The 22,981-nt window shown below is 40.0% G+C and carries 17 protein-coding genes; 11 read left to right on the forward strand and 6 right to left on the reverse strand.

Annotated elements, in window-relative coordinates; translation table 11 throughout:
* Positions 1-12: 12 nt before the first annotated feature.
* A complete protein-coding gene (locus tag G1O98_RS41100) occupies positions 13-3,060 on the forward strand; it encodes a CHAT domain-containing protein (RefSeq protein WP_345940533.1) in 3,048 nt (1,015 codons plus the stop codon).
* A gap of 19 nt (positions 3,061-3,079) precedes the next feature.
* Here the strand turns inward: G1O98_RS41100 and G1O98_RS07970 are convergent, their stop codons facing one another.
* Entirely contained in the window at positions 3,080-3,268 is a 189-nt protein-coding gene (locus G1O98_RS07970) for a DUF29 domain-containing protein (RefSeq protein WP_243458377.1), read from the reverse strand.
* Between the two features lie 140 nt (positions 3,269-3,408).
* Positions 3,409-4,005 carry a glyoxalase-like domain protein gene (locus tag G1O98_RS07975; protein ID WP_114081453.1) on the reverse strand — a complete coding sequence of 199 codons (597 nt, stop codon included), beginning with the start codon at positions 4,003-4,005 and terminating at the stop codon, positions 3,409-3,411.
* Between the two features lie 197 nt (positions 4,006-4,202).
* Here G1O98_RS07975 and G1O98_RS07980 point away from each other — a divergent pair, with 197 nt between their 5' ends.
* Positions 4,203-4,826 (forward strand): sigma-70 family RNA polymerase sigma factor, encoded by a 624-nt coding sequence (locus G1O98_RS07980; protein ID WP_163928257.1) that lies wholly within the window; start codon positions 4,203-4,205, stop codon positions 4,824-4,826.
* A gap of 167 nt (positions 4,827-4,993) precedes the next feature.
* Positions 4,994-6,004 (forward strand): tetratricopeptide repeat protein, encoded by a 1,011-nt coding sequence (locus G1O98_RS07985; protein WP_163928286.1) that lies wholly within the window; start codon positions 4,994-4,996, stop codon positions 6,002-6,004.
* Positions 6,005-6,040: 36 nt separating this feature from the next.
* Here the strand turns inward: G1O98_RS07985 and G1O98_RS07990 are convergent, their stop codons facing one another.
* Both G1O98_RS07990 and G1O98_RS07995 read right to left on the reverse strand, forming a co-directional pair.
* Positions 6,041-6,775: a hypothetical protein gene (locus G1O98_RS07990; protein ID WP_163928259.1), complete on the reverse strand. Its 735-nt coding sequence runs from the start codon at positions 6,773-6,775 to the stop codon at positions 6,041-6,043.
* 519 nt (positions 6,776-7,294) lie between these two features.
* On the reverse strand, positions 7,295-8,782 hold the full coding sequence (locus G1O98_RS07995; protein WP_163928261.1) for a HAMP domain-containing sensor histidine kinase: 1,488 nt from the start codon (positions 8,780-8,782) through the stop codon (positions 7,295-7,297).
* Positions 8,783-9,494: 712 nt separating this feature from the next.
* Between G1O98_RS07995 and G1O98_RS08000 the strand changes: the two genes are divergently transcribed.
* The 7 genes from G1O98_RS08000 (at position 9,495) to G1O98_RS08030 (ending at position 21,077) form a co-directional block, all read left to right on the forward strand.
* Positions 9,495-12,230 carry a pre-peptidase C-terminal domain-containing protein gene (locus tag G1O98_RS08000; protein WP_163928263.1) on the forward strand — a complete coding sequence of 912 codons (2,736 nt, stop codon included), beginning with the start codon at positions 9,495-9,497 and terminating at the stop codon, positions 12,228-12,230.
* Positions 12,231-12,384: 154 nt separating this feature from the next.
* The gene (locus tag G1O98_RS08005; RefSeq protein WP_163928265.1) at positions 12,385-12,975 is read left to right on the forward strand and encodes a hypothetical protein; all 591 of its coding nucleotides are present in this window, start codon (positions 12,385-12,387) and stop codon (positions 12,973-12,975) included.
* A gap of 231 nt (positions 12,976-13,206) precedes the next feature.
* Positions 13,207-13,770 (forward strand): hypothetical protein, encoded by a 564-nt coding sequence (locus G1O98_RS08010; protein ID WP_163928267.1) that lies wholly within the window; start codon positions 13,207-13,209, stop codon positions 13,768-13,770.
* A gap of 66 nt (positions 13,771-13,836) precedes the next feature.
* On the forward strand, positions 13,837-14,775 hold the full coding sequence (locus G1O98_RS08015) for a fimbria/pilus periplasmic chaperone (RefSeq protein ID WP_163928288.1): 939 nt from the start codon (positions 13,837-13,839) through the stop codon (positions 14,773-14,775).
* A gap of 210 nt (positions 14,776-14,985) precedes the next feature.
* Positions 14,986-18,027, forward strand: coding sequence for a carboxypeptidase regulatory-like domain-containing protein (locus G1O98_RS08020; protein ID WP_163928270.1), 3,042 nt, complete (start codon positions 14,986-14,988; stop codon positions 18,025-18,027).
* A 124-nt stretch (positions 18,028-18,151) separates the two neighbouring features.
* A complete protein-coding gene (ppk1, locus tag G1O98_RS08025) occupies positions 18,152-20,332 on the forward strand; it encodes a polyphosphate kinase 1 (RefSeq protein ID WP_163928272.1) in 2,181 nt (726 codons plus the stop codon).
* Positions 20,333-20,660: 328 nt separating this feature from the next.
* Positions 20,661-21,077 (forward strand): response regulator transcription factor, encoded by a 417-nt coding sequence (locus G1O98_RS08030; RefSeq protein WP_163928274.1) that lies wholly within the window; start codon positions 20,661-20,663, stop codon positions 21,075-21,077.
* A 128-nt stretch (positions 21,078-21,205) separates the two neighbouring features.
* On the opposite strand, the gene G1O98_RS38725 is transcribed toward G1O98_RS08030, so the two are convergent.
* On the reverse strand, positions 21,206-21,379 hold the full coding sequence (locus tag G1O98_RS38725) for a hypothetical protein (RefSeq protein WP_012412001.1): 174 nt from the start codon (positions 21,377-21,379) through the stop codon (positions 21,206-21,208).
* 345 nt (positions 21,380-21,724) lie between these two features.
* On the opposite strand from G1O98_RS38725, the gene G1O98_RS08035 reads away from it, so the two are divergent.
* Positions 21,725-22,294: a DUF2854 domain-containing protein gene (locus G1O98_RS08035; protein WP_163928276.1), complete on the forward strand. Its 570-nt coding sequence runs from the start codon at positions 21,725-21,727 to the stop codon at positions 22,292-22,294.
* A 253-nt stretch (positions 22,295-22,547) separates the two neighbouring features.
* Here G1O98_RS08035 and G1O98_RS08040 read toward each other — a convergent pair whose 3' ends face one another.
* The gene (locus G1O98_RS08040) at positions 22,548-22,808 is read right to left on the reverse strand and encodes a chlororespiratory reduction protein 7 (protein ID WP_163928278.1); all 261 of its coding nucleotides are present in this window, start codon (positions 22,806-22,808) and stop codon (positions 22,548-22,550) included.
* Between the last annotated feature and the right edge of the window lie 173 nt (positions 22,809-22,981).

Below are 22,981 nucleotides of genomic sequence, written 5' to 3' on the forward strand. Positions count from 1 at the left end.
ATAGAAAAAGCCATTTCCCTTTGTCAAGAAGCTTTACAAGCTTGTCATCTAAATTCCTTTCCAGAAACATGGGCAGCGCTTCAAAACAATTTAGGTACTGCTTATCTAAAACAGATTAATACTGAAAAAGCAAAAAATATAGAATCTGCTATTAGTTGTTTTACAAAAGCATTACAAGTGTATACTCAAGGCAATTTTATAGAATATTGGGCAGGGCTACAAAAATCTTTAGGAGAAGCTTATCACAAAAGAATATTGGGTAATCGTTCTGAAAATATAGAAGTTGCTATTAGCTTCTTTGAAAAAGCACAACAAGTTTACACTCAGGAGGATTTTCTAGAGGATTGGGCAGCTATTCAAAGATCATTAGGATTTGTTTACTATAGTAGAGAATTTGGAAACCGCTCAGAAAACCTAGAGAAAGCTATTTCACTTCTTGATCAAGCTTTACAAGTCTATACTCAACAATCTTTTCCTAAAGAATGGGGTTTAGTTCAAATATTCCTTGGGGAAATATACTTGAGTAGAATTAGAGGAGAAAAGGCTGAAAATTTGGAACAAGTGCTTACTTGTTATCAAAATGCTTTACAAGTTTATACTCCCGAAATATCTTGTGACCTTTGGGCTGCCATACAAAATTGTTTAGGAAAGGCTTATTTTCATCGGATACATGGAGATCACAAAGATAATCTAGAAAAATCTATCATATTTTTTGAAAGAGCTTTGCAAATTTTTACCCGTGAAGCTGCTCCAGAAAGCTGGGCAGAGACGCAAAATAATTTAGGAAATGTTTACTGTAAGCGTATCAGAGGAAAAGCATCTGAGAATCAGAAGCAATCTATTCTTTGTCTAGAAAATTCCCTTCAGGTATATAACCGCGAAACTTATCCTGAAACTTGGGCTACAATTCAGGGCAATCTCGCTATTGCCTACCAAAAGCTGATTGAAGGAAAACCTAGTGAGAATATAGAACGAGCAATCGTTTACCATCAAAAAGCTTTGCTGATACATACCCAACAGGCGTTTCCTGAAGAGTGGGCGAAGATTCAACACAATCTAGGAAATGCCTATAATGCTCGTGTTAAAGGAAATGAAGAAGAGAATCTGGAATTAGCTATAAATGCATATCAAGCTGCTTTACAGATTCGTAATTTTGAAAGCTTCCCACAAACATGGGCAAATACTCAAAATAGCTTAGGGACTACCTACATTAAACGTATAAAAGGCGATAAATCAGAGAATTTGGTCTTAGGTATAGCAGCTTTAAAAGCAGCTTTAAAAATCAACTCTCCAGATGGTTTTCCGAATAGCTGCTGGGTAAACGCTCGTAATCTTGGTTATGCAGCATTTACTACTCAACTTTGGTCTGAAGCTATTTATGGCTATGAAAAAGCAATTAATGCTATTGAAAAAATCCGTACTTGGGTAACTTCTGAATTCCGTCGTCAAGAAATTTTAGAAGAAGCTATTGATGTTTATGAAAAAATGGTGCAAGCCTGCATCAATGCTGGTCAAATAGAAAAAGCCTTTGAATACTCAGAGCGATCGCGTTCCAAACGCCTGGTAGACTTAATGGCAAGCTACAACCTCTCTCAAGGCGAAGAAATTCCCCCAAAAGTCCAAGAATTATTGCAGCAGTATGAAGAACTGCAACGACAAATTGACCAAGAACGCCAAAGCCATAAATCTGAAAATAGCCGTAGTGATACACGCGCTGCTTGGGAAGCTTATAATGAAGCGATCGCATCTTTAGAAGCCCAAAAACAACAAGTTTGGGAAAATCTCAGACGCGAAGATCCCGTATTAGCTGGCGAAATTCAAGTTAACCCCCTCAGCTTGTCAGAAATTCAAAAGCTAATTGACCAGCCAAATATAGCTATCCTCAGTTTCTACACTACCAACAGCGACACCCATATTTTTGTCGTGCAGAAACACCAAATTACTCTCCACACTTGCACAGGACAAGGGTTAGAGACGTTGCAAGGCTGGATTAACCAGAATTGGTTATTGCCTTATATGAATGATTACAAAAAATGGGAAACTCAAATTAATAGCATTCTCCGCGAATTAGCTGAACGCTTGCAAATATCTGAACTCATATCCCAACATCTTCAAGGAATAGAAGAATTAATTTTAGTACCTCACCTGTTACTCCATCAAATTCCCTTCGCTGCTTTGCCTACAGGAGAATATCAGGAATATTTAGGAGATAAATTTCTTATTCGTTATACCCCAAGTTGCCAAATTTTAGAATTTTGTCAACAACGCGACAATGTAGGAGAATTTAATGAAATATCTCTACAATATGGAACTGTGGAAGATGCCGAAGATAACCTTCCCTGTGCCAGGTTTGAAGGCGAAAAACTTGCCCAAATGTATAATATTCCACCAGAAAACAGATTAATTGGCAGCAGTCAAGCCACCTCCAATAACTATCGACAGCTAGCACAACAAGTTCAAGTACTTCATTCCTGCCACCATGCCCAATCTCGCCTCGATAATCCTTTAGAATCACAGTTAAAATTAGCGCATGGTAACAGCATCACCTTGGGGCAATTGATGACACCTGGTTGGCGTTTACCTCAACTTGTAGAAGTGTTTCTGTCTTGCTGCGAAACTAATTTGGGTATTCCTTCTCTAACTGATGACATTCTTACTCTCTCCACAGGCTTTTTGTGTGCTGGTGCTAGAAGTGTAGTTAGTACTCTCTGGTCAGTCAATGATTTAGCCACAGCATTATTTTCCATTTTTTACTACCAGCAGCGACAAGAAGGTAGAAACCGTCCTGAAGCTTTACAGCAAGCCCAAATTCAGCTACGAGAATTTACAAAAGTAGACCTAAATAAAATCTTCCAGGAAGTAGAAGCAAAGGAGAAAGAACTGATAGGAAATAGAAAAAAATATCCTTCAGGTTCTATCGAACATGAACAATGGAAGCGTGAATATAATATGTATGCCAAATTGAACAGCCGAATTCAAGAAATAGAAAATTCTACTCAGCAATTTCCCTTTTCAGACCCTCGTTACTGGGCTGCTTTTATTTGCCACGGTTTACGGTGATAAAAGATTATTTAGGTAATTACTCGCCCTGCTCCTCAACCTGATTCAGATTTGGTAAGAATTCAGGATTTAGAGTTTCGCTTAAAGTATAAAGACAGATTTCTGGAAAAACTTGCTCACCTAACTCAGTTTCTCGAATTGCTAAAGCCAAACCCATTAAGCTTACTGCGCTACTACAATTTTTATTAACTGAACCGTATTGGCTCATAGCAAGGTTTCTCTGGACTAAAGTCCTTACTACAAACTTTAATTTATTTACGCCTAGCCACTAAAAAAAGATTGTGTGGCGCGATACCTACGATGGCAAGCTACGCATCACACAATCTAAAATAATCTAAAATCTAATGGCTAATTCGCTACCTCAGCCACCTCAATCACTCGCCCTTCATAGTCCTTGACCAAAAAGTTCAGGGGCTTCTGGTTACGAATCTTGAATTTCAAACCGCGCGTTTCGACTCGCATTAAAATCATTTCCAAGCAGTCGTGGTCAAAGCAAACGTGGCGTTGCTGATTTTTGCTACCTAAACTCGCACCAGTAATAACGTGTAGCTGGGTGTTTTTCTTCAATTGATACCACAGCCCTTCGGTAGCATTATTCATCATTTTGCTTGACAAACTCGGCCCTGTAGACATATATAGCGGATCAATCCCAGTTGCGCCTATAGTTTGTTCGTAGTTGTAGTAATAGTGCAAGGGCACCTCAGCTGCTGGCAAATCTAGCAGCCCTTCATACAACTGTCGGGCAATCTCCAAATCTGACACCATGACAGTGTGTACTTTTGGGGCACTGGTGAGGAACATCCACATCGCACCAGCGTAAGCTGCTAGCAGCATTACCATAATGCCTTGGGTGGAAAACAGGCTATCCAAGGGCAAGGAAGGGAGAAAGGAGCCTAAAGTAAGGGGACTGAGGAGGAACGACATCGCACTAACTGCTATAACCATGAACAAATAAGGATTCTATAGGGGAGTCGATTTTATAATTGTCGATTAAGACTAAAATTAAGTCCTTGTTTCTAGTTTATCAATAACTCAAGTTGTCTGAGTCTCGGCTACAAACTGGGCAACACCAAGATATTATGCGATTAACTACGGGAGTGCAATTCCCAAAATTATTTTAACAACTATCAACTCAAAGACTTGTGCAAATTCCTCATTTTCCTGAAGCTAATCATCCTCTGGTAAAGTCGCTATTTCATCACAGTGACCATGAACTACTGACTTTGTTTCAGCGCCATCCAGATGCTGGAAAGTATTTTACGGTGATTTTTTGCCGCTATAGCCCCATAGTGTATACCTTAATTCGGCATTCGGCGCGATCGCCAGTGCAAGCAGATTATCTCTTTGCCCTTACCTGGCGGCATATCTATTACGAACTCGGTGGACTAAATTTAACCAGCCCTGAATCAGGTGAGCCAGCCTTAACCATGCAAAATTGGTTAATTAATATGACAGCTTTCTGTATTAACGAAATTAAGCTACCACCGACAGAAGCAATTCATTATTCTCTGCAAGCGACTTCACCACCGCTATGGTGCTATGTACAACAGGCATTAGACCAACTACCCCCTGTTTTACGATTAATCGTGTTAATGTCTCAAACTTTCCACTGGAGCGAAACAAGAATCGCTGCCTATCTGCAAGCCGAAGGAGAAGCGATCGCTCCCAACGAAGTAGCCAATTTTCTTCAGGAAGGCTATCGTATGCTAGAGGACAAATTACCCACAGATATCCGCACCATATACTTTGGGGAAGATTTAGCTTAATCCTAGCTTAAGTGTAAACGCGTATATTGTTTGTCTTCAATTTATAAACTTAAAACTTCTTCTTAGACCTTCTACTTAAACCCGCAACTTTACGGGTAATTTTTATGAAACAACGGCTTGTATTTCCAAGGCAATTAGTTTGTGTAGATGTGATTTCTCGTCCCCAGATGCTTTTACACAGCTTTTTACTGTTTACTTTTTTGCTGAGTCCCATCGCTGCTGGTGCAGTTGATATTACGCAACAACTCCATCGTCCTTTAAATAGTTCTGTTGGGCGACAATCAAGAGATGAAGCAGATAGCCTACTACGTATCGGTAAACAACAATATGCTTCAGGATATGCCGATAAAACAATTGCATCTTGCTTGCAGGCACTAGAACTATATCACTCAATTGGCGACCTCAAAGCACAAGGTCTGACTTACAATTTGCTTGCAAAGGCTTATATCCAGATTGATAGTCTAAAAGAGGCGGAAGATGCTTTACGACGAGGATTAGCGATCGCTCGTGATACGAAAGACTTCCAATCTCAGATTTTTGTGCTAAATAATATCGGTACATTTCTCCTGCAACAAGGAGAAGTTTCTACTGCTGGTAAAACAGTTGAAGATGCACTCGCAATTGCTCACGGTGTCAAAAACATTGAAGGGGAAGGACTGTCTTTGAGCAATTTGGGTTTGGTAACTGCTAGGTTGGGAGATTACAACAAGGCGATTAAATTGTATGAAACTGCCTTAATTTTCCGCCGTCAGACTGGCGATGCCATTGGTGAAGCAAATACCCTGAATAATTTAGGTGATGCCTACCGAGCGTCGGGAAATTATCAAGATACCATTGCTACCTATGGTGAAGCGATGCGGACAGCTAAAACTAACCGCGATCGCACCAATGAATTACGGGCAATTGACGGTTTAGTGAAAGCTCACACTGCTGTCGGACGCTACGAGAGAGCTTTTGATTTACTAGAGCAACGTTTAGCACTCGCTAAAGAATTGCAAAATTTGCGAGAAGAATTAAAATCTTTTGAGTCTTACGCTCAGTTATACAAACAACAAGGTAATTATCTAACTGCCCGTAATTTTTACGAAAGGGCGATTATACTGGCGCGGACATTGGAAGACAGCAAGCAAGAAGTGCAATTGCGAGATCAGCTAACTAAAATGCTTCAGCGAAAATAGGGGCAATTTCTGCCCCTACTTTCGTAGTCAATTTGATTAATTCAAGAATACTGAACCGTTTCGTTCAATTCTCATAGCACTTCTACCCTGTGCGGCATTGGTGGCTTCGTTAAATTTAACTTCCAAACTTCCTGGCTCTGAAGAAGCTTGTGGAGTCACTGTCAACTGTCCACCATCTTCTCGTTCAAACGTCACCGTTACTGGTGCCCTTAGACCTTGCAATATAACATTTGACTTACCTTGTAGCGATCGCGGTGCCGTATCACCAATTACTTGGAAAGTTACATTAGCCGCAGTGTCATTTACCAATCTGACATTAACAGTACCATTTGCCAGTGCGATCATCGCGCTGGGAGTTTGCCGTGGTTGTAGTAGTTGTGGTTGATCGGTCGAAACCGCCCCTGGTGAAGGCTGTTGAGTTTGATCTCCAGGGGCTGGGCGTGGTGGTGTAACACCTGTTTCTGGAGATTCACCGCCGACACCCAATCTTGTCTGCTCTTGTGATGGGGTAGCGGAGGTGGGAAGAAGTCCTTGAGCAGCTAGTCTTTGAGTTAGTGCATTCGGAGGACATCCTTGCGGCACTACAACCCGACTATTATGTGGTTCTTCGTAGAAAATTCTCGGACAGGGGTTAATCTTCGGAGTAGATTCTTGTCCTACTGATTGTTGTGCTATTGCTTGAGGAATTACTGGCAGACTAATCATTAATCCACCACAAATAGCACCAAATAACTCAGCAGACTTACGAAAGTTTTGACGCTTCATATTCATGATTGACTCCTGATCTGAATTTTTCTTTATTTAAAAATTTTTCAACCAGCAAATTTAATTAGTTGGCTAATCTGTTATCTAAACACATAGATTTTAACAATATAGTCAAGCTTTGTTCTCTAGCTAGAGGTTTAGAAATAATAGATTAGCAGACATAAATATCTCATTTTAATACCAATTTAATGTGAAGTTGCATATAATTCGATCCCCCCTAGCCCACGCCAGTCGCTCCACTTGGGGAGACCCCAGACGCTCGATGACTCGCTACCGCTTCGCTATCACGCAGCATCTCGCAGAGAAGACCGCGCTGGCTCCCCTTAATAAGGGGAGAACCGGAAAACATCTATCAAAGTCCCCCTTAAAAAGGGGGATTTAGGGGGATCAAAATATATGCAACTTCACATTAAATTGGTATAAAGTTTCAAATTAATGGTTAAATCTGCAATTGTTGATATAAATATTAGTAAATAAATTCACTTATCTACATCTGTCACAGGAAACAATTGTTGAATTTGCGATTTAAGACTCAAGAGTTATCGGTAAAGTCACAGTAAACGTTGTGCCAATGCCTTGAGTGCTTTCCACTTGAATATGTCCTTGATGATGTTCGACAATAGCTTGAGCGATCGCTAATCCCAATCCTGAACCAGTAGCGCTAGCTGTAGCTGTATTCCCTGTTGTATGAGTCCGTGCCGGATCTACCCGATAAAAGCGGTCAAACAAGCGTGGTAGTGCCTCTGCTGGAATTCCAACTCCGGTATCACTCACTTTAACTTGCAACTGGGCACTGGTATAACGTAGTCCAGAAACTCGATTTATTCCTTCAATCCGCGCTAATTCAACTTTCACCCGTCCGCCAGATGGAGTGTAATGCAAGGCGTTAGCAATTAAATTTGTGAACAGGCGCACCAGTTGATCCCAATTACCCACAAAGGTAAACCAATTTTCCAGTAATTCAGGGTTAGTTTCAGAGGCAGGAGGATCAACTAAGTCTAGAGAAAGGGCGATTTTTTTTTCAGGGACTAACAATTGTTGTTCTTCAACCACTTCCATCAGCAAGGCATCTAGCGGACAAGGTGAAAAAATATCTTTGCTAATCCCACTATCCTGTCGTGCTAAGAACAGTAAGTCATTGACTAATTTACCCAAACGCTGGGTTAAGCGTTCTACCACCTTTAACTGTTGCCGATACTGCATAGAAGTGGTTGCTTCTGTCTCTGCTAAATCCAAGTCAGCAAGCGCAACTTGCACATTTGTTTGAATCAAAGTAATCGGACTTCTAAGTTCGTGGGAAGCATCAGCAGTGAATTGTTTGAGGCGTTGATAAGATTCACCTACAGGTTCCATCGCTTTACCCGAAAGAAACCAGCCACTTGCCCCTACAGAAACCACCATTAAACCAATACCTAGCGCCAAATCAAAAATTAACTCACGACTAGGTTTAGTGACTTCAAACCAGGGATGGCTAACACGCAGATATCCTAATACTTGCCGCCCTACTTCCACCCGTTGGGTAACTTGCCGTAATAACAATGGGGAGTGGGGAGTAAAGAGTGGGGAGTTAGGAGTGAGGAGTTTATCATCTTTGCCTTTTTCTTTCTCCCCCTTAACTACGCGCACAGTTTCACCAGTGCGGTTGGCATGAATGGGAATATTTAGGGGTTCGGATAGCGTTGACCAAAGTAATTCACCAGTTGGACTAAACCATTCAAGGTCGATGTGGTCATCTTCTACGGTGTCGGCATTCTCAGGAAAACTGGCTTCTAGATTATTAATGCGAAATTTATCTGCATCAGCATCAATTGGCTCAAATATGAGCTTAGATGCACAGGGGCTTGTTGTGAGACAACGCTCCACTATTTCCACTACATGGTTAAGGGTATCGTCAATGCGCTCAATCAGTGTACTGCGGACGTATAAATAAACGCCACTGGCAAACAGTAGTAGTAATACAGCAGTGACGGCAGTATACCAAAGGGCGAGACGGCGACGAGTAGCTTGAAACATATTGTAATGCTGTGAAAAATGCTTTGGATAAGAGAGTTAGTAAAGAAAAAACAGATATGTATTATCGATTATTCTCCTTTAAAATACTCTCTGTCAGGATCTAACCGGAAAACTTTTATACTAAAATCCTCTAGAAACTAATTTATTTTTTTAACAATTAGAATCAATAAATTAAGTATTTTTACGCAGGCAGTATCTTTTACCTGAGAGTTAAATTTTATTTGCAGTGAAGTTTGAAGGAGAAATACAAAAGAACATTAAAAATTTCATAGCAACAGCTAATACATAACTCTTTTGTGGATGAATTTATAAAGTTGTAACAAAATTACAATTGGCTACAAAAAGTTTGAGCAACTTCGTAATGGCAATAACTTTCCTCATCTAGTACTTATTTTTCGCTGAAATGAACCAAATTGACTGCTAACGAAAGACTATGAAGATTCAGCAGTGTGTTTAAAACTTGAAACCTAGGTACAACAAATATCAGAATTTTAAATATTTAACATCAACTAATTCACATACAAACACTTAAATTCCAAAAGGAAAAACCATACTTCTGAATGGGTGCATAATCATGACACAGTTTAATAATTTGCCAGAAGTAACAAAAAATTTGTGGTTGATTAATAGCAATAAACTTGCATTAGTTGCAAAGCCATAAGTAATTTCAGCCAATACAAGTGTTTATTTTATAAAAAATAATAGATAACTTATGCCAACTTATTCAGGATTCACCGATCCAGGAAGTACAACAGCCACAGCTTTAAATACTGCAACTTATATCGGTGGTTCTCTTACCAGTACAAGCAACACCTTTCAAGACTCTCTCAGCAGTCTTGATAGAGACGATTACTACAAATTTACTCTTAGTAGTTCTAGTATAGTTACCTTAAGCCTAGATGGATTAGCAGCAAATAGTAATGCCAATTTAATCTTGACAGATAGTAATGGTTCAACTATTACTGCTCCTAACTTGTCTGGTAACGCATCAGAGAATATACGTTTTACCCTTAATAACCAAGCTCCCAACACTTACTATGCCCGGATTTATTTAGTAACTGGGGCAGTTAGCACAACTTATAATCTCACTCTGTCAGCCGAAGTCATTCAAGATAGTGGTATCTCTGACAATACAATTGCACTGGCAAACACTAACAGAGATATTAGTGGATTTGTCAATGGTGGCAGCTACAGTGGAACTGATTTTGTCGCAAGTAGTGGCTTTGTTACAGATACTAGCGACTACTACAAATTCACCTTAAATAATAATGGCACTATTGGTATTAACCTCAATCCTTCAAGTGGGAATGCTGACATACAGTTGTTGAATAGCTCTGGACAATCTCTTCAACCTGCCGCCACTAGTACTCAAACAGGTACAAACCAAGATTCTATAAATCGTTCTTTAGCCGCAGGTAGTTACTATATCCAAGTCTATGGAGCCGCAGACTCGACTAACTATAATTTGCAGGTTAATTTTACCGCAGATGCCCCAGATCAAGGAGGAAACACTGTAGCAAATGCCACTGTTGTCAGTCTTCCTGCCACTATCTCAGATTTAGTCAACACTAATGATACTCAAGACTATTATAAGTTCACTCTCAACTCAACCGCCTTAGTTGATATCCGATTCACATCACTCTCAGCAGATGCTAATTTAACACTGCAAGACCAAAATGGTAATGGCATTGTTCCAACCACTAACCAATCAGGAACAACCCTAGATGCAATTCGCCGCAGCTTAAATCCTGGTACTTACAACATCTTAGTAACTCGTGGTGCTGGTACAACAACAGCTAACTATACTCTAAGTGCGGTTGCACAAACTATAAGCCCAGACCAAGCTGGTAACAGTCAAGGGGCAGCTCAGAATTTAGGTACTTTAAGCGGTTCTATTTCCCGCAGTGAGTTTGTGGGCAGTATAGATTCTAATGATTACTATAAGTTCAATCTTAATACCAGCAGTTCCTTTAATCTCAGCCTTTCTGGCTTGAGTGACAATGCAGATGTACGGCTATTCAACAGCGTTAATACACAAATAGCGATATCTAATCAAACCGGAAATAGCAACGAAACTATCAGCAATCTTTCCCTGAGTGCAGGTACATACTACATTCGGATCTATCCTTCTGGTTCAGCCGAAACTTTCTACAACTTAGACATAACGGCGCAGCCACAAGCCCGACAACTGGAAATAAATCCTGGAGCTGGTAGTTCTGACCCTGATAACTTGACCACTTGGAATAACGCTTTGTACTTTACTGCCAATGATGGTACTACAGGTATTCAACTATGGAGGACTAATGGAACTACAAATACCCGCATTACTAATACTAATGGTTTTAATCCTGATGATTTGATTGTTTTCAATAACAAGTTATACTTCACTGCTACTAACAGCACTTTTGGTACAGAACTTTGGGAGTACAATGGCACGTCTGTAACTAGGATTAGTGATATTAATCTGAATACTGGCAGTTCTAACCCCAGTAATCTTACCGTTGTTGGTAACAAACTTTTCTTTGTAGCAGTTGATAGCAGCAATATCAAAAAACTGTGGGTTTATAACAGCACAAGTGTCAGTTTAGTAGATATTAATCCTAGTTTCAGTAGTTCTCAATCACCCACTTTCGTTGCTTTTAACAGTAAGCTCTTTTTCACAGCCAAAAACAACAGTGAGCTTTGGTCAACTGATGGCACTATAGGCGGTACGCAAGTTATTAGTGTCGGAGGAACTACTCAATCATATCCTGCTAACTTTAGAGTAGTTGATAGTACACTCTACTTCACTGCCAGCAATGGTACAAGCGGTTTTGAGGTCTGGAAATACCAAAGTGGTACAACAGCTAGCTTGCTGAAAGATATTACACCTGGGAACAATAGGTTCGCGCCGACATATTTGACAGCCGTTGGTAACACTTTGTACTTTGTGACAGATAGCGATAATGACTTTAACTTGGAACTGTGGAAGAGTGATGGAACATCTGGCGGAACCGTCAACATCAGAACTAATGGACAAGCACCTAATGTTGGTTTAGGGTCTTTCTCTCTAACTGCTGTTGGTAATATTCTTTACTTTGTTGGCAACGACCCAGTAACTGGTCTAGAATTGTGGCGAACTGATGGCACAGACGTTAACACAGCAGTTGTCAAAGATATTTGGGCTGGCACAGACGGAAATAGCCAGCCTAATAACAGTATTCCCACTAGTCTCGTCAATTTCAATGGCACCCTGGCTTTTGCAGCTTCTGATCCTTTGGAAGGTTCTGAAGGTGAAAGCAGCAACAGGGAGGTGTGGTTCAGTGACGGCACAACTGCCAATACTCGTAAGGTTAGCAACATTAACGCTACAGGAAATGCTAACCCTGGCAGGCTGACTGTCGTTGGTACACAGCTGTTCTTCACCGCCGACAACGGGACTAACGGTACAGAATTATACGTGCTTTAAACAGGAGGTGATTTTAGAAACAAAGTCGATATAAGAAGAAGCGAAATTTAACTGGTTGCGGTTTCACTAAAATTTCAGCCATTTGTAGACAAACTATCGAGTCCACGAGATTTGCTAACAATACAACACAAAAAATAGGGAGATGTTTTCCAATATGAAGAACAAATTTTTAGCTCTTGCTGCTTTTGGTACTGCTATTCTAGGTGGTGCAATTCTTTCTGCTCCTGTTAACGCTCAGATTGCTCCAGGTAGTCAAACACAGCCCATCACTGTCAATGTCTCTGTCCCAGAGATTCTGTTTTTGAGAACTATCACAACTGCTGATGTAGCCATTACTCCAACTGATTTAGTTGGCGCCGCAGGAGCAGCATTATTAACTTCAAATGGTGGTACTCCCGCTGCTTACGAAGGCAGTGGTCAATCTGCTGGTAGTACTCTTGATATTGTATCCCCCTTTACAGTAGCCGCAGCACCTGTGCTCAAAACTATTCCCAGTGCCTACATCGTTTGGTCTAACAGTCCTACAGGAAGTTATGAAGTAGACATTACACCTGGTCCTTTTGTAAGCGGCGCGAATAATCTTGCAGTTGTTGTTAATGGTGGTGATGTTAGTACTGCCTCAATAACTGCTGAAGGCTTAACTGCTGCTACTCCAAAAGACATTGCTTTGGATGTCACATTAAATGCTACTGCACCAGCGGGAACCTACACAGGTGTTTTGACAGTTGATGCTTTCAGACCATAACTAACCTTTCTTTGGGTGACAGTAGGAAAAGAAATCTGACTCAAACCTTGGCAAGCAAAAGACAGATTGCTCTCTTTCTGCTGACGTAACTCAGTAAACTGGTTAACTTTTTAAATATCTCCCCAATTCCTCAGAACCTGGGGGGATATCTCCCATATTAAATCCATTAGCAACAAAATTCAGTAAAGATTTGACCTGTATACATGATTTGAATGTGAATAATTTAGCAATATGTCATGGTATCCAACTAAGAGTTGCAAACGTTACCTGCTTAACTCCATAGCTGTCAGTCTAGCTATGCTAGCCTGTTCACAAACACCGACTGTGGCACAATTCATCTCCACTGTTGAACCCACAGAGATTTACCAGTTAGCGACTCCCCAAAAGCTGAGAATTCCTCCCATTGCACAGTCAGAAATTTCTGTGATTGCCAAAAGTGAGTCAGTAACTAATCCAGGAGATTTATTAGCACCTCCCCAATTTAATACCTTGATTGTTCGGGAATTTCCTAACATTTGGCAAATGCGTGTTCCTGTAGACCAAGTGAACTTACTTTATGCCACTTATGAGATGAAAGCCGAAAATGGCAAGAGTAATGCAGTTAGCAGTGAACAGCGTTCTAATTCTGTGGTTCAAGTTGTTCTAGAGCCGTTGCCCATCATTGAAATTTCTCGCGATCTCAATACTAATACAGCTTTGGTACAAGGCGGATTCCGATTAAAAATGGACGTTTCTGGTACCCAAGTTGCAGGCCAATATGCTGGGGAATTAGCGGTAATAGTAGATCGCCGTTAATTTCTCTACTTGGATTCAGAAAATAGTTACTTTATGGTGTGTTTTCAAGTGAATAATTTAATGCAGATGTTGCCAAAATCAATAAGTATTGCCTTGGGTGTAATGGGAGCATTAGCTCTGAGTATGCCTCCTGTAATGGCAGTTAATATTGGTGTGAGTCCACCCAAATTTCACATAGATATGAACAGCAACAAAACACGTTCTCAAGCTGTTCGCGTTCTAAACCTTGATTCTCAACCAGTTGAGCTTAAGGTTTATGTGCAGTCATGGACAATGAATGAGCAAAATAAAGTACAAATACTTCCTTCCAAAGAGCAATCTTTAGAGCAATGGATTGTTTTTACTCCCTCTAGATTTACAATTCCACCTGGTGGCTCACAAACCGTTCGTTTCGCCATCCGTCCTAGAGTTAAGCCCCAATCTGGGGAACATCGAGCAGTACTTTATTTTGAAGAAATACCCCGGACTACTTCACGTACAAAGGGTGTAACTTTAATTGGCAAACTAGGAGTTGCAATATACGGTTATGTAGGAGATATCAAGAAAATTGGTGTATTAAATTCTGTAAGCGTAAACACCAAACCTAATGCTCTCAATGCCGTATTTGATATTTCTAGCCAAGGTAACGCATATGTGAATATGCAAGGTCAATATGCTATCTGGCCGGCTGCTAAATATCCAGGTGCTGAGGCTACAAAACCCATAGCTAATTTAGAAAAACCAAAGGACAAAAAGGCTGGGCCTTTAGTGGATGTAGGATTTTTACCTACAACACCAATTTTACCTGATAGTCGTCGTCGAGTTTTGCTACCAATTACTAAAAACTTACCCCCTGGTAATTATGTCTTGGATATCAATGGGGAACTGAATGGTGTAGCGATTAAAAAAGGCATACCTTTTACAGTGCCCATTAATGCTCCACTAGCTAATAATATCAACACTCAAACTCAGCCCGCTTCTCAAAAATTAAGAAATTCTCTCAAAAATCCTCAGCATCGCAGATAAACTATTCCACATTTAAATTGCGTTAATTGGTCTGGGTAAGATGCTCATTCCACGAGTTGGATGGAATTTAAATGTGCAAAATAAATGTGTTTTAGCTTTTGGGTTTATAAAAGCTTAAATTTCGCTAACCAAGTTTATTTATCTTCCCATAAATGATTTATAGCCGGGAAGTTTCTTAGGCTACCCATACAAATTTGTGTACTTCAGTTTATGCTCTACCAACCTTCAGCATCTCCCCCACCGATTACAATTATACAGTCAGAGAATGGTTCTTTTAAAACGCAGTTAGATACCCGCATTAGTCAAGAACATAAAGCATTTGCCGGAGCAATTGCAACTCCTTCACCACCAGAAACATTACCACCTGAGTTTTCCACGGATAAATCACAGGATTCTTACAAGGTAGACAATGAAAACATTACAGCTAGTAACATAACTACTGAAAATGCTTTAGATTCTCACACCAAGCAACTTAGTCAACAGGTTGTAGCTCAAAGTATCACACCCTCAGCAGCGTCTCAGCATTCAGCTATTCGTGATATCAAAAGTACTCTAAGAGATATCAGAAGTGCCGCTCATAATCATAATGCAAAAAATCCGATATCTCCTGAAAAGGAACAAAGGATTAACAATAATATAGTTATTCCAAGCCCTCATAGCAGTGATGTTTTAAAAAGCTCAACAGGTAAGAATAATCCTCCGGCAAATCCTCCTATTAATAATATCTTGGCGGAAGCTAAAAGTTTATTGTTGGGAGTATTCATTAATGGACAAGAAGTTGGAAGTTTAGAAGTTATTCCAGAGGAAGGGAAATTATTAATTCCACTGTCTGATTTTGCCCAAATTGCTGGATTTACGGTTGAGAATAGTGATATCGGAAAAACCCAACTGAAAACACCTTTAGGTATAGTAACTGTTACAGAGTCAGACTTAAAAAAAATTAATGGTATTACTTATATTAGTGATACTTTCCTAAAAGAGAAACTACTTACCGAAATAGAGCTAAAAACTTCAGATTTAGCTTTGAATGTTGATTTACCTTGGCGCAGAGGCAGTGGAGAATCTGGAAATCAGGTAATTGACCTCAAGCCTGAAGTTAGACCTCCTAGTAGTGGTTTATCTAATTTCCGGCAAGAGTTAAATTATTACAGTAATTCAGGTAATGCAAACTGGCGTAGTTCTTCTCTTTTGGGTGGGCGTTTAGGAGGTGGTGCGTGGCGGTTACGTTTAGAGAATGATTTTGTTAACCAGCCCCAATTAAGTGAATATTTTTACTTTAAGCGCTCAGGGCGAATGCTTTATCAAATAGGTCGCCAACAAATTGGGTTAAATCCTTTAGCTACTAATCTCAATTTGACGGGAGCGCAGATTGGTTATACTAATCTACCTGCCGACAGGTTTAATACAGGTTATAGTGCTAATGAGCTTCTACCAAGACGTTCCCAACCTATACAAACATTTCGTGGTGTAGTTCCCCCAGCCAGTTTTGTTCAGTTAAGAGTTAGTGGCGTTGTGATTGCTCAACGGCAGGTAGGACTAAGTGGAGAATATGAATTTGCAGATGTCAATTTGCCTACTGGTCAAAGTAATGATATTGAACTGTTTGTATTTGACCGCAATAATTTCAGCGTACCTACAGAAGTTCGTTCTTTAAGACTCAATGCTTCAGATTTATTGTTACCAGCAGGCGGTAATGTGCAGTTAGCCGGTATAGGATTAACGGGTAACTATATCCAAAATAATTTATTGGATGATTTTCCTTCAACTCAATCAGGCCAGTTCGCTGGATTTTATCAGATACGCCAGGGTATATCTGATAATTTAACGTTGGAAAGCTCTGCACAATTATTACCTGATACTACACAAGCACAGGCAGGTTTTGCTTGGCGTTTAGCAAGCCCTGTAATTTTATCAGCGAATGTCGGTACTTCTAGAAGTGAGTTAGGTTATACGGCTAATTTGGATATTCAGTTGGCTCGTTGGCAAATTTTGGGAGTTTCTGAATTATATCCAACAGGCTATTTTAGCAGCAATGACCGATCACGCGATCGCAAGAATAATGCTCTAGATGTCAGATATAAATTCAGCAATAATTTTAGTTTAGGCTTTATTGCCCGTAGTTACCAAAACCAAAGTGATTCAAGTAATTACATTCTGCCAACTTTTTCATTCCGTCCATTGTCTAACTTATCTTTTAGAGGTACACCAGATTATTTTGGTAACTATTCATTAAATGCTTTTTACCAACCAACAAGAAATAGCAGATTATCTTTTAACTCTTTTGGTGATGTCTACTCAACAGATTTTGGCTATAACCTAAGCCGTGATTATTTAGTATCCTTCGGAACTGAATCGGGTGGTGATTTAGCGACTCGTTACACTTTGGGACTAAATTATAGCTCTCCTAGCCTTTCAGGTCTGAGTTGGCGCTTAGGACTAGGATATAGAGATGGAGAAGTTGGGCCGGTTGTAGGTGCTAGTATGCGGATAGTGCCAGGATTATTCGCCTCAATTGATTATCAAGGCATCCCCTCTAGAAATAGAAACATTCTTGGTGGCATTGGGGACGATCGCCTGACCATATCCTTAGTATCAGATTTATCATTTGCTGGCGGTAGAGTGTCGCCGGCTGAATATAGCACAGTTAGCAAAGACAGAGGAGCGATCGCTGGACGAATGGTTGTTCAAGGTGACAGAAATGGTGCAGACCTTGGTGGAGGTATTATCAATGTTTACGATAACCGTGGTCGCACTGTCGGTACAGCTAAAATAGACGCTCAAGGTAATTTCTTTGTTGGTAACTTGCGAGAAGGTGTCTATGTAATTGCACTAGACCCAGACGAATTACCAATTGAAGTTGCTGTGCGGAAAACTTCTATAGTTGCGGAAGTAGCAGGTGCAGCTGTGACTCAATTAGATTTCCCCGTTAGATTAGAATATGGTATGGCAGGTAAAATTACTGATGTGTCAGGTCAGCCAATACCAAATGTAGAAGTAGAACTAGTTGATGCTCAAGGCAAACGAGTAGTATCATCTGTGACTGATCAATTTGGTCTTTACCGTCTAGATGCCGTTCCTGTTGGTAACTATACATTGCGCGTTCCTGTTCAAGATGGCATCGCCAGCAGCAACACTTTACCAAAATTAGAAATAGCAATTAATAAAGAGTTTGTCTACGACCAAAATCTTCAATTACCGATTGCCGCAGCCGCTAAGGAAACTCAGGAGAAAAAAGAAACTCAAGAAAAATAAGTTTTTAGGATTTTTCTAAAAGCGACAATTAGGGACAAACCGCTTCACTTGGATGCCCAATTTAATTTACTATGTGTATTGTTCTCCATCTGTATGGGCTACATCTGGCTACCCTAAGATCGTTATGGCAAAATCGAAGAAAAGCGCCAATCCCATCAATTTAAACGATCCACAATATTATCTTAACCGAGAGTTAAGCTGGCTACAATTTAATGCCAGGGTATTACATGAAGCTTGTGACGATCGCACGCCTCTTCTCGAACGCCTCAAGTTTTTAGCAATCTTCAACTCTAATTTGGATGAGTTTTTCATGGTGCGTGTTGCTGGTTTAAAGCAACAAGTAGAGGCGAAAGTCAGTCTGTTAACTCCCGATGGTCGGACACCACAACAACAGCTAGATGATATTAGGTCTACCCTGATTCCTCATGTAAAAAAAGAGCATCAACATTTTGAACAAGTACTTCGTCCTCTACTAGCAAATCATGGCATCCATATTCTGGATTACATAGATTTGAATCAAAAACAGCGAACTCATCTCAACCATTATTTTGAGGAACAAGTATTTCCAGTTTTGACTCCTCTGGCTGTTGATCCTAGTCATCCTTTTCCATTTATTTCTAATCTCAGTCTGAATCTGGCTGTTGTGGTCAAAAATCCAGACACCGAAGAAGAATTCTTTGCCAGAGTTAAAGTTCCCAGTGTTCTCCCACGATTTTTACCGATACCGCCGGAGTTGGGAGACCAAAATAACGAGAAACCTGCCCACTGGACTGGAGTACCTTTAGAACAAGCGATCGCTCATAACTTGGAATCTCTATTTCCAGGGATGAATATTCAAGAATATCATCCGTTCCGCATTACTCGTGATGCCGATTTGGTCTTAGAAGAAGATGAAGCAGATGATTTATTGTTAGCGATTGAACAGGAATTGCGAAAACGGCGGCTAGGCGGAAGTCCAGTGCGGCTAGAAATTCAATCCCAGACTCCTGAAATAGTGCGATCGCGATTATTGCATGATTTGGAATTAACAGAAAGTGATCTCTATGAAGTAGATGGTCTTTTGGGACTGCGGGATTTGATGTCTTTTATGTCCTTGCCATTGCCGGAACTCAAAGATCCACCACGCCAATCTGTTGTACCATTACGCTTGCAAAGGCTGAGGGAACCAAGTTTAGATCCAGATACGCTGGAAACGGACGAAGGAAAAGACTTTTTTGCTGTAATTCGGGAAAAGGATTTGCTAGTACACCATCCCTATCAATCCTTTTCGGCTACAGTGGTGCGCTTTATTACCCATGCTGCCTACGATCCGAATGTTTTAGCCATCAAGATGACCCTTTACCGGACTTCTGGTGACTCGCCCATAGTCAATGCCCTAATTGCCGCGGCCGAAAATGATAAGCAGGTATCTGTACTCGTGGAATTAAAGGCGCGATTTGATGAGGAAAATAATATTTACTGGGCAAAACGACTAGAAAGAGTTGGAGTTCATGTAGTCTATGGTTTAGTCGGGCTGAAAACCCACAGTAAAACTGTTATGGTAGTACGGCGGGAAAAAGATCGAATACGCCGCTACGTACATATTGGCACTGGTAATTATAATCCTAAAACGGCACGGCTGTATACAGATTTGGGATTGTTTAGTTGCCGTGAAGAATTAGGTGCTGATATCACAGATTTATTTAATTTCTTGACAGGATACTCCCTGCAAAAGTCTTATCGAGAATTGCTGGTTGCACCTGTGAATATGCGCGATCGCTTTTTGGCACTAATTAACCGCGAAATTGAAAATGTTCAAAATGGATTTTCTGGACGCATTGTTGCCAAAATGAATTCCCTAGTCGATCCGCAAATTATCGCCACTTTATATGAAGCTTCCCGCGCCGGTGTGCAAATAGACTTAATTATCAGGGGCGTTTGCTGTTTGCGTCCAGGACTAAAAGATATTAGTGAAAATATTCGCATTATCAGCATCGTCGGTCGCTTTTTAGAACACTCTCGCATTTATTATTTTCATAACAATACACAGGAGGAAATCTTTATTGGCAGTGCCGACTGGATGCGCCGCAACCTAGATCGTCGAGTCGAAGTAATTACCCCAGTGAAAGACCCAGATATTGCAAAGGATTTGCAAGAAATTATGGGAATTATGCTCGCAGATAATCGCCAAGCTTGGGAATTACAAGCCGATGGCACTTACATTCAACGCCGTCCTTATGATGATTCTCCAGAAGCCAATTCACAAAAAATTCTTATGAATATGGCATTACGCTCAACTGGTGTAATCTCAAACTTGATTGATTAAAAAATAAGTCACTTTAACTTTGACAACTAGCTAAACTTAGATAACTTTTAAAAGTTATCTAAGTTATTTGTCATAGGTTCACACAGAATTCATGAATCAGGATTCCAAATTCAGAATGAATTCCGATCAAAAAGCAGATAGCATAGAGATAGCGAGTCCGCTTACCCCTGCGGCGATCTTCCTAGCAAAAGCATCTCGTAAAGAGCATCAAGATTACTGATTTATAAATTCTGAATTCTTCTTCAATCACCCATTGGATAGAGTTAGTGCTGGCACGTGTTCCCATAGACTAGAGAGGTTATTCTGAATAAATTTGTCTTTCCCCTCAATGTTAATGTTATCCTGTGAGCTTTCTACCTTGCGTGTTCTAGTAGTTGATGACCATGAACTGACTCGTCTAACCTTACAATTGGTTTTTTCTTGTCAGGAGAATATTCAAGTAGTAGGTTTAGCTAGTAATGGTGAAGAAGCTATAGAAATGGTTAAACGTTGTCATCCTGACGTAATTGTTCTAGATTTACAAATGCCAGTCATGGATGGCTGGAGCGCGTCTAGCCAAATTAAAGCTATATCTCCTAACACCCAAATCCTTGCTTACTCCTCAGTAGAAGACGTAAATTTTCAAGGAACTAAGGCAATATCTAGCTTTGATGACGTTTGCAAGAAAGATGTACCGACAAGCGAACTGATTGCTTTAGTTAAGCGCTTAGGTCAGCGTGCAAAAGATGATTCAGTTGCAGGGTAAATGATACAACTATGTTGCTTCGCCAGCTCAGGCTTAGTTAAATTTTGGGGATTCGAGAATATTATAGTACTACGGAGCGTCGGTATTAGCTGAAGTTGACAGTTAAACCGACGCATGTGTGCTATTTGCTACTCTACCGGAATGGTGCGTTTAAATTCATCAATTAATTCATCTAGTTCTTCCAAAGCCTGATTTACGTCAACTCTCAATGTTCCCAGGTTTGGTTGCTCTAGCAGTCCTAATAGGTACTCGCGTTTACTTTGAACTGCAACAATTCGTTCTTTTATAGTCTGTAGATCCATTATTTTTTTCCATTTTTAACTACCTTTAAATTTTAAGTTAACTCAAAATCCAACATTTTGGGGCACTATACTCTTAGTAGTCCACTACACTAACTGTCCTCTCTAGAAACTCCTCATGTCTCCCGTACCCCTACTCAAAAGCAGGCTACGTGTAGCGTCTCTGATATGAAAAATTTTAAACTAAGTAAGCTAGAAGCTCTTGACTTATCCTTGTGTAAGTCTTAACCTGGCAATTTTGAATTGGTTGAATTACTAATCTCTGGGGATGATGTTCTTCCCTAATTTGTTACTCATAGCCGATGATAATAAAACTGAGGTATTAAGAATTTATACTAATTTAAGCTCATGCTACGCCAAATCTCTTTGGGAACACTCGGTTTAACTATCGGTGGCATATTAACCATTATGGGCTTCGTCGCCTATGCTGGTAATAATGCCACACTCAATCTTGTCGGATTTTTTTACGGTATTCCTCTATTGTTGGGAGGACTGGCACTAAAAGCTAATGAACTTAAGCCAGTACCCTTTACCCAAAATACATCACCGTCAGCATTGAAACTGCGGGAACAGCAAGCAACTGATACTCAAAATAAAATTCGCAAAGATATCACCCGATATTGTTACGGTCAAGATGCTCATTTAGATACAACACTTTCTTTTCTGGGTTTGAGTCCCACAGACCAGGAAAGGCCAACAGTCACAGGGTTACGAGAAGTAGAAGTTAATGGTAACTATGCCCTAATTTTAGAATTTGATTCACCGCTAATACCAATTGATGTATGGCAAAAAAAGCAGGAAAAAATGACTAATTATTTTGGGCCGGGATTAGAGGTTCAAATAACACAGCCATCTGAAAACACAATTGAGTTAGCTCTGATTAATACTCCAAAAGAGTCACTAGTCAGTAGTCAATAGTCAGGGAAAAAAGTTGTTGTTACCAAAACTTTATGGCTTGTCGTTACCCAAATTTCACTTAAGTTCTCGACAAAGAAACCCTCTCTGTACTTAATTTAACTGAAATTTTCACTTTCTCAGGGGATAGTATCAACCTAAGTAGAGACGCGAAACTTTGCGTCTCTACACGCCTAAAAATTGCCACGGATGATCATTAAGTCAATTGTATTGCTATATACAGCATTGACTCGTTTTTTTACCACTAACCAAAAAGTTACTTTTCTAAACGAACTACATACCATTGTAAATATTGCCCAGGGTCAATATCTAATTCACAGCCGGTGTCGAGTAAATATTGTGCTTGAGCTTCCACAGTATCAAACTTTTGCAAGTCAGGCGGTAAATCTTGAATTATAAGTTGCTGGAGAGTCGTTTTGAGCTTTTCTAATAACTCTGATTGGGTCAAAAATTGCTCTGGCTTATTTGTTTCTAAAAGAACAAAGTGATCTTGCTGATACATTAATGAATCTGGCATTTTAAAGATTTTGTAAATACAAATGGGTTTGTTTTTTTGTAATAACTTCAGGTTATTTTTGTAGTCAAAGAATGGCTATTCTATCTATTTTACCTGCTTTCTGTGCAGTACTCATAGGATTTAGCTCTTTAAGATATCCAGCTTAATTTAGTATATCTATCTATATATAAACT

Origin of the sequence: Nostoc sp. UIC 10630, from assembly GCF_010747425.1 — a bacterium.
Lineage (GTDB): Bacteria > Cyanobacteriota > Cyanobacteriia > Cyanobacteriales > Nostocaceae > Nostoc.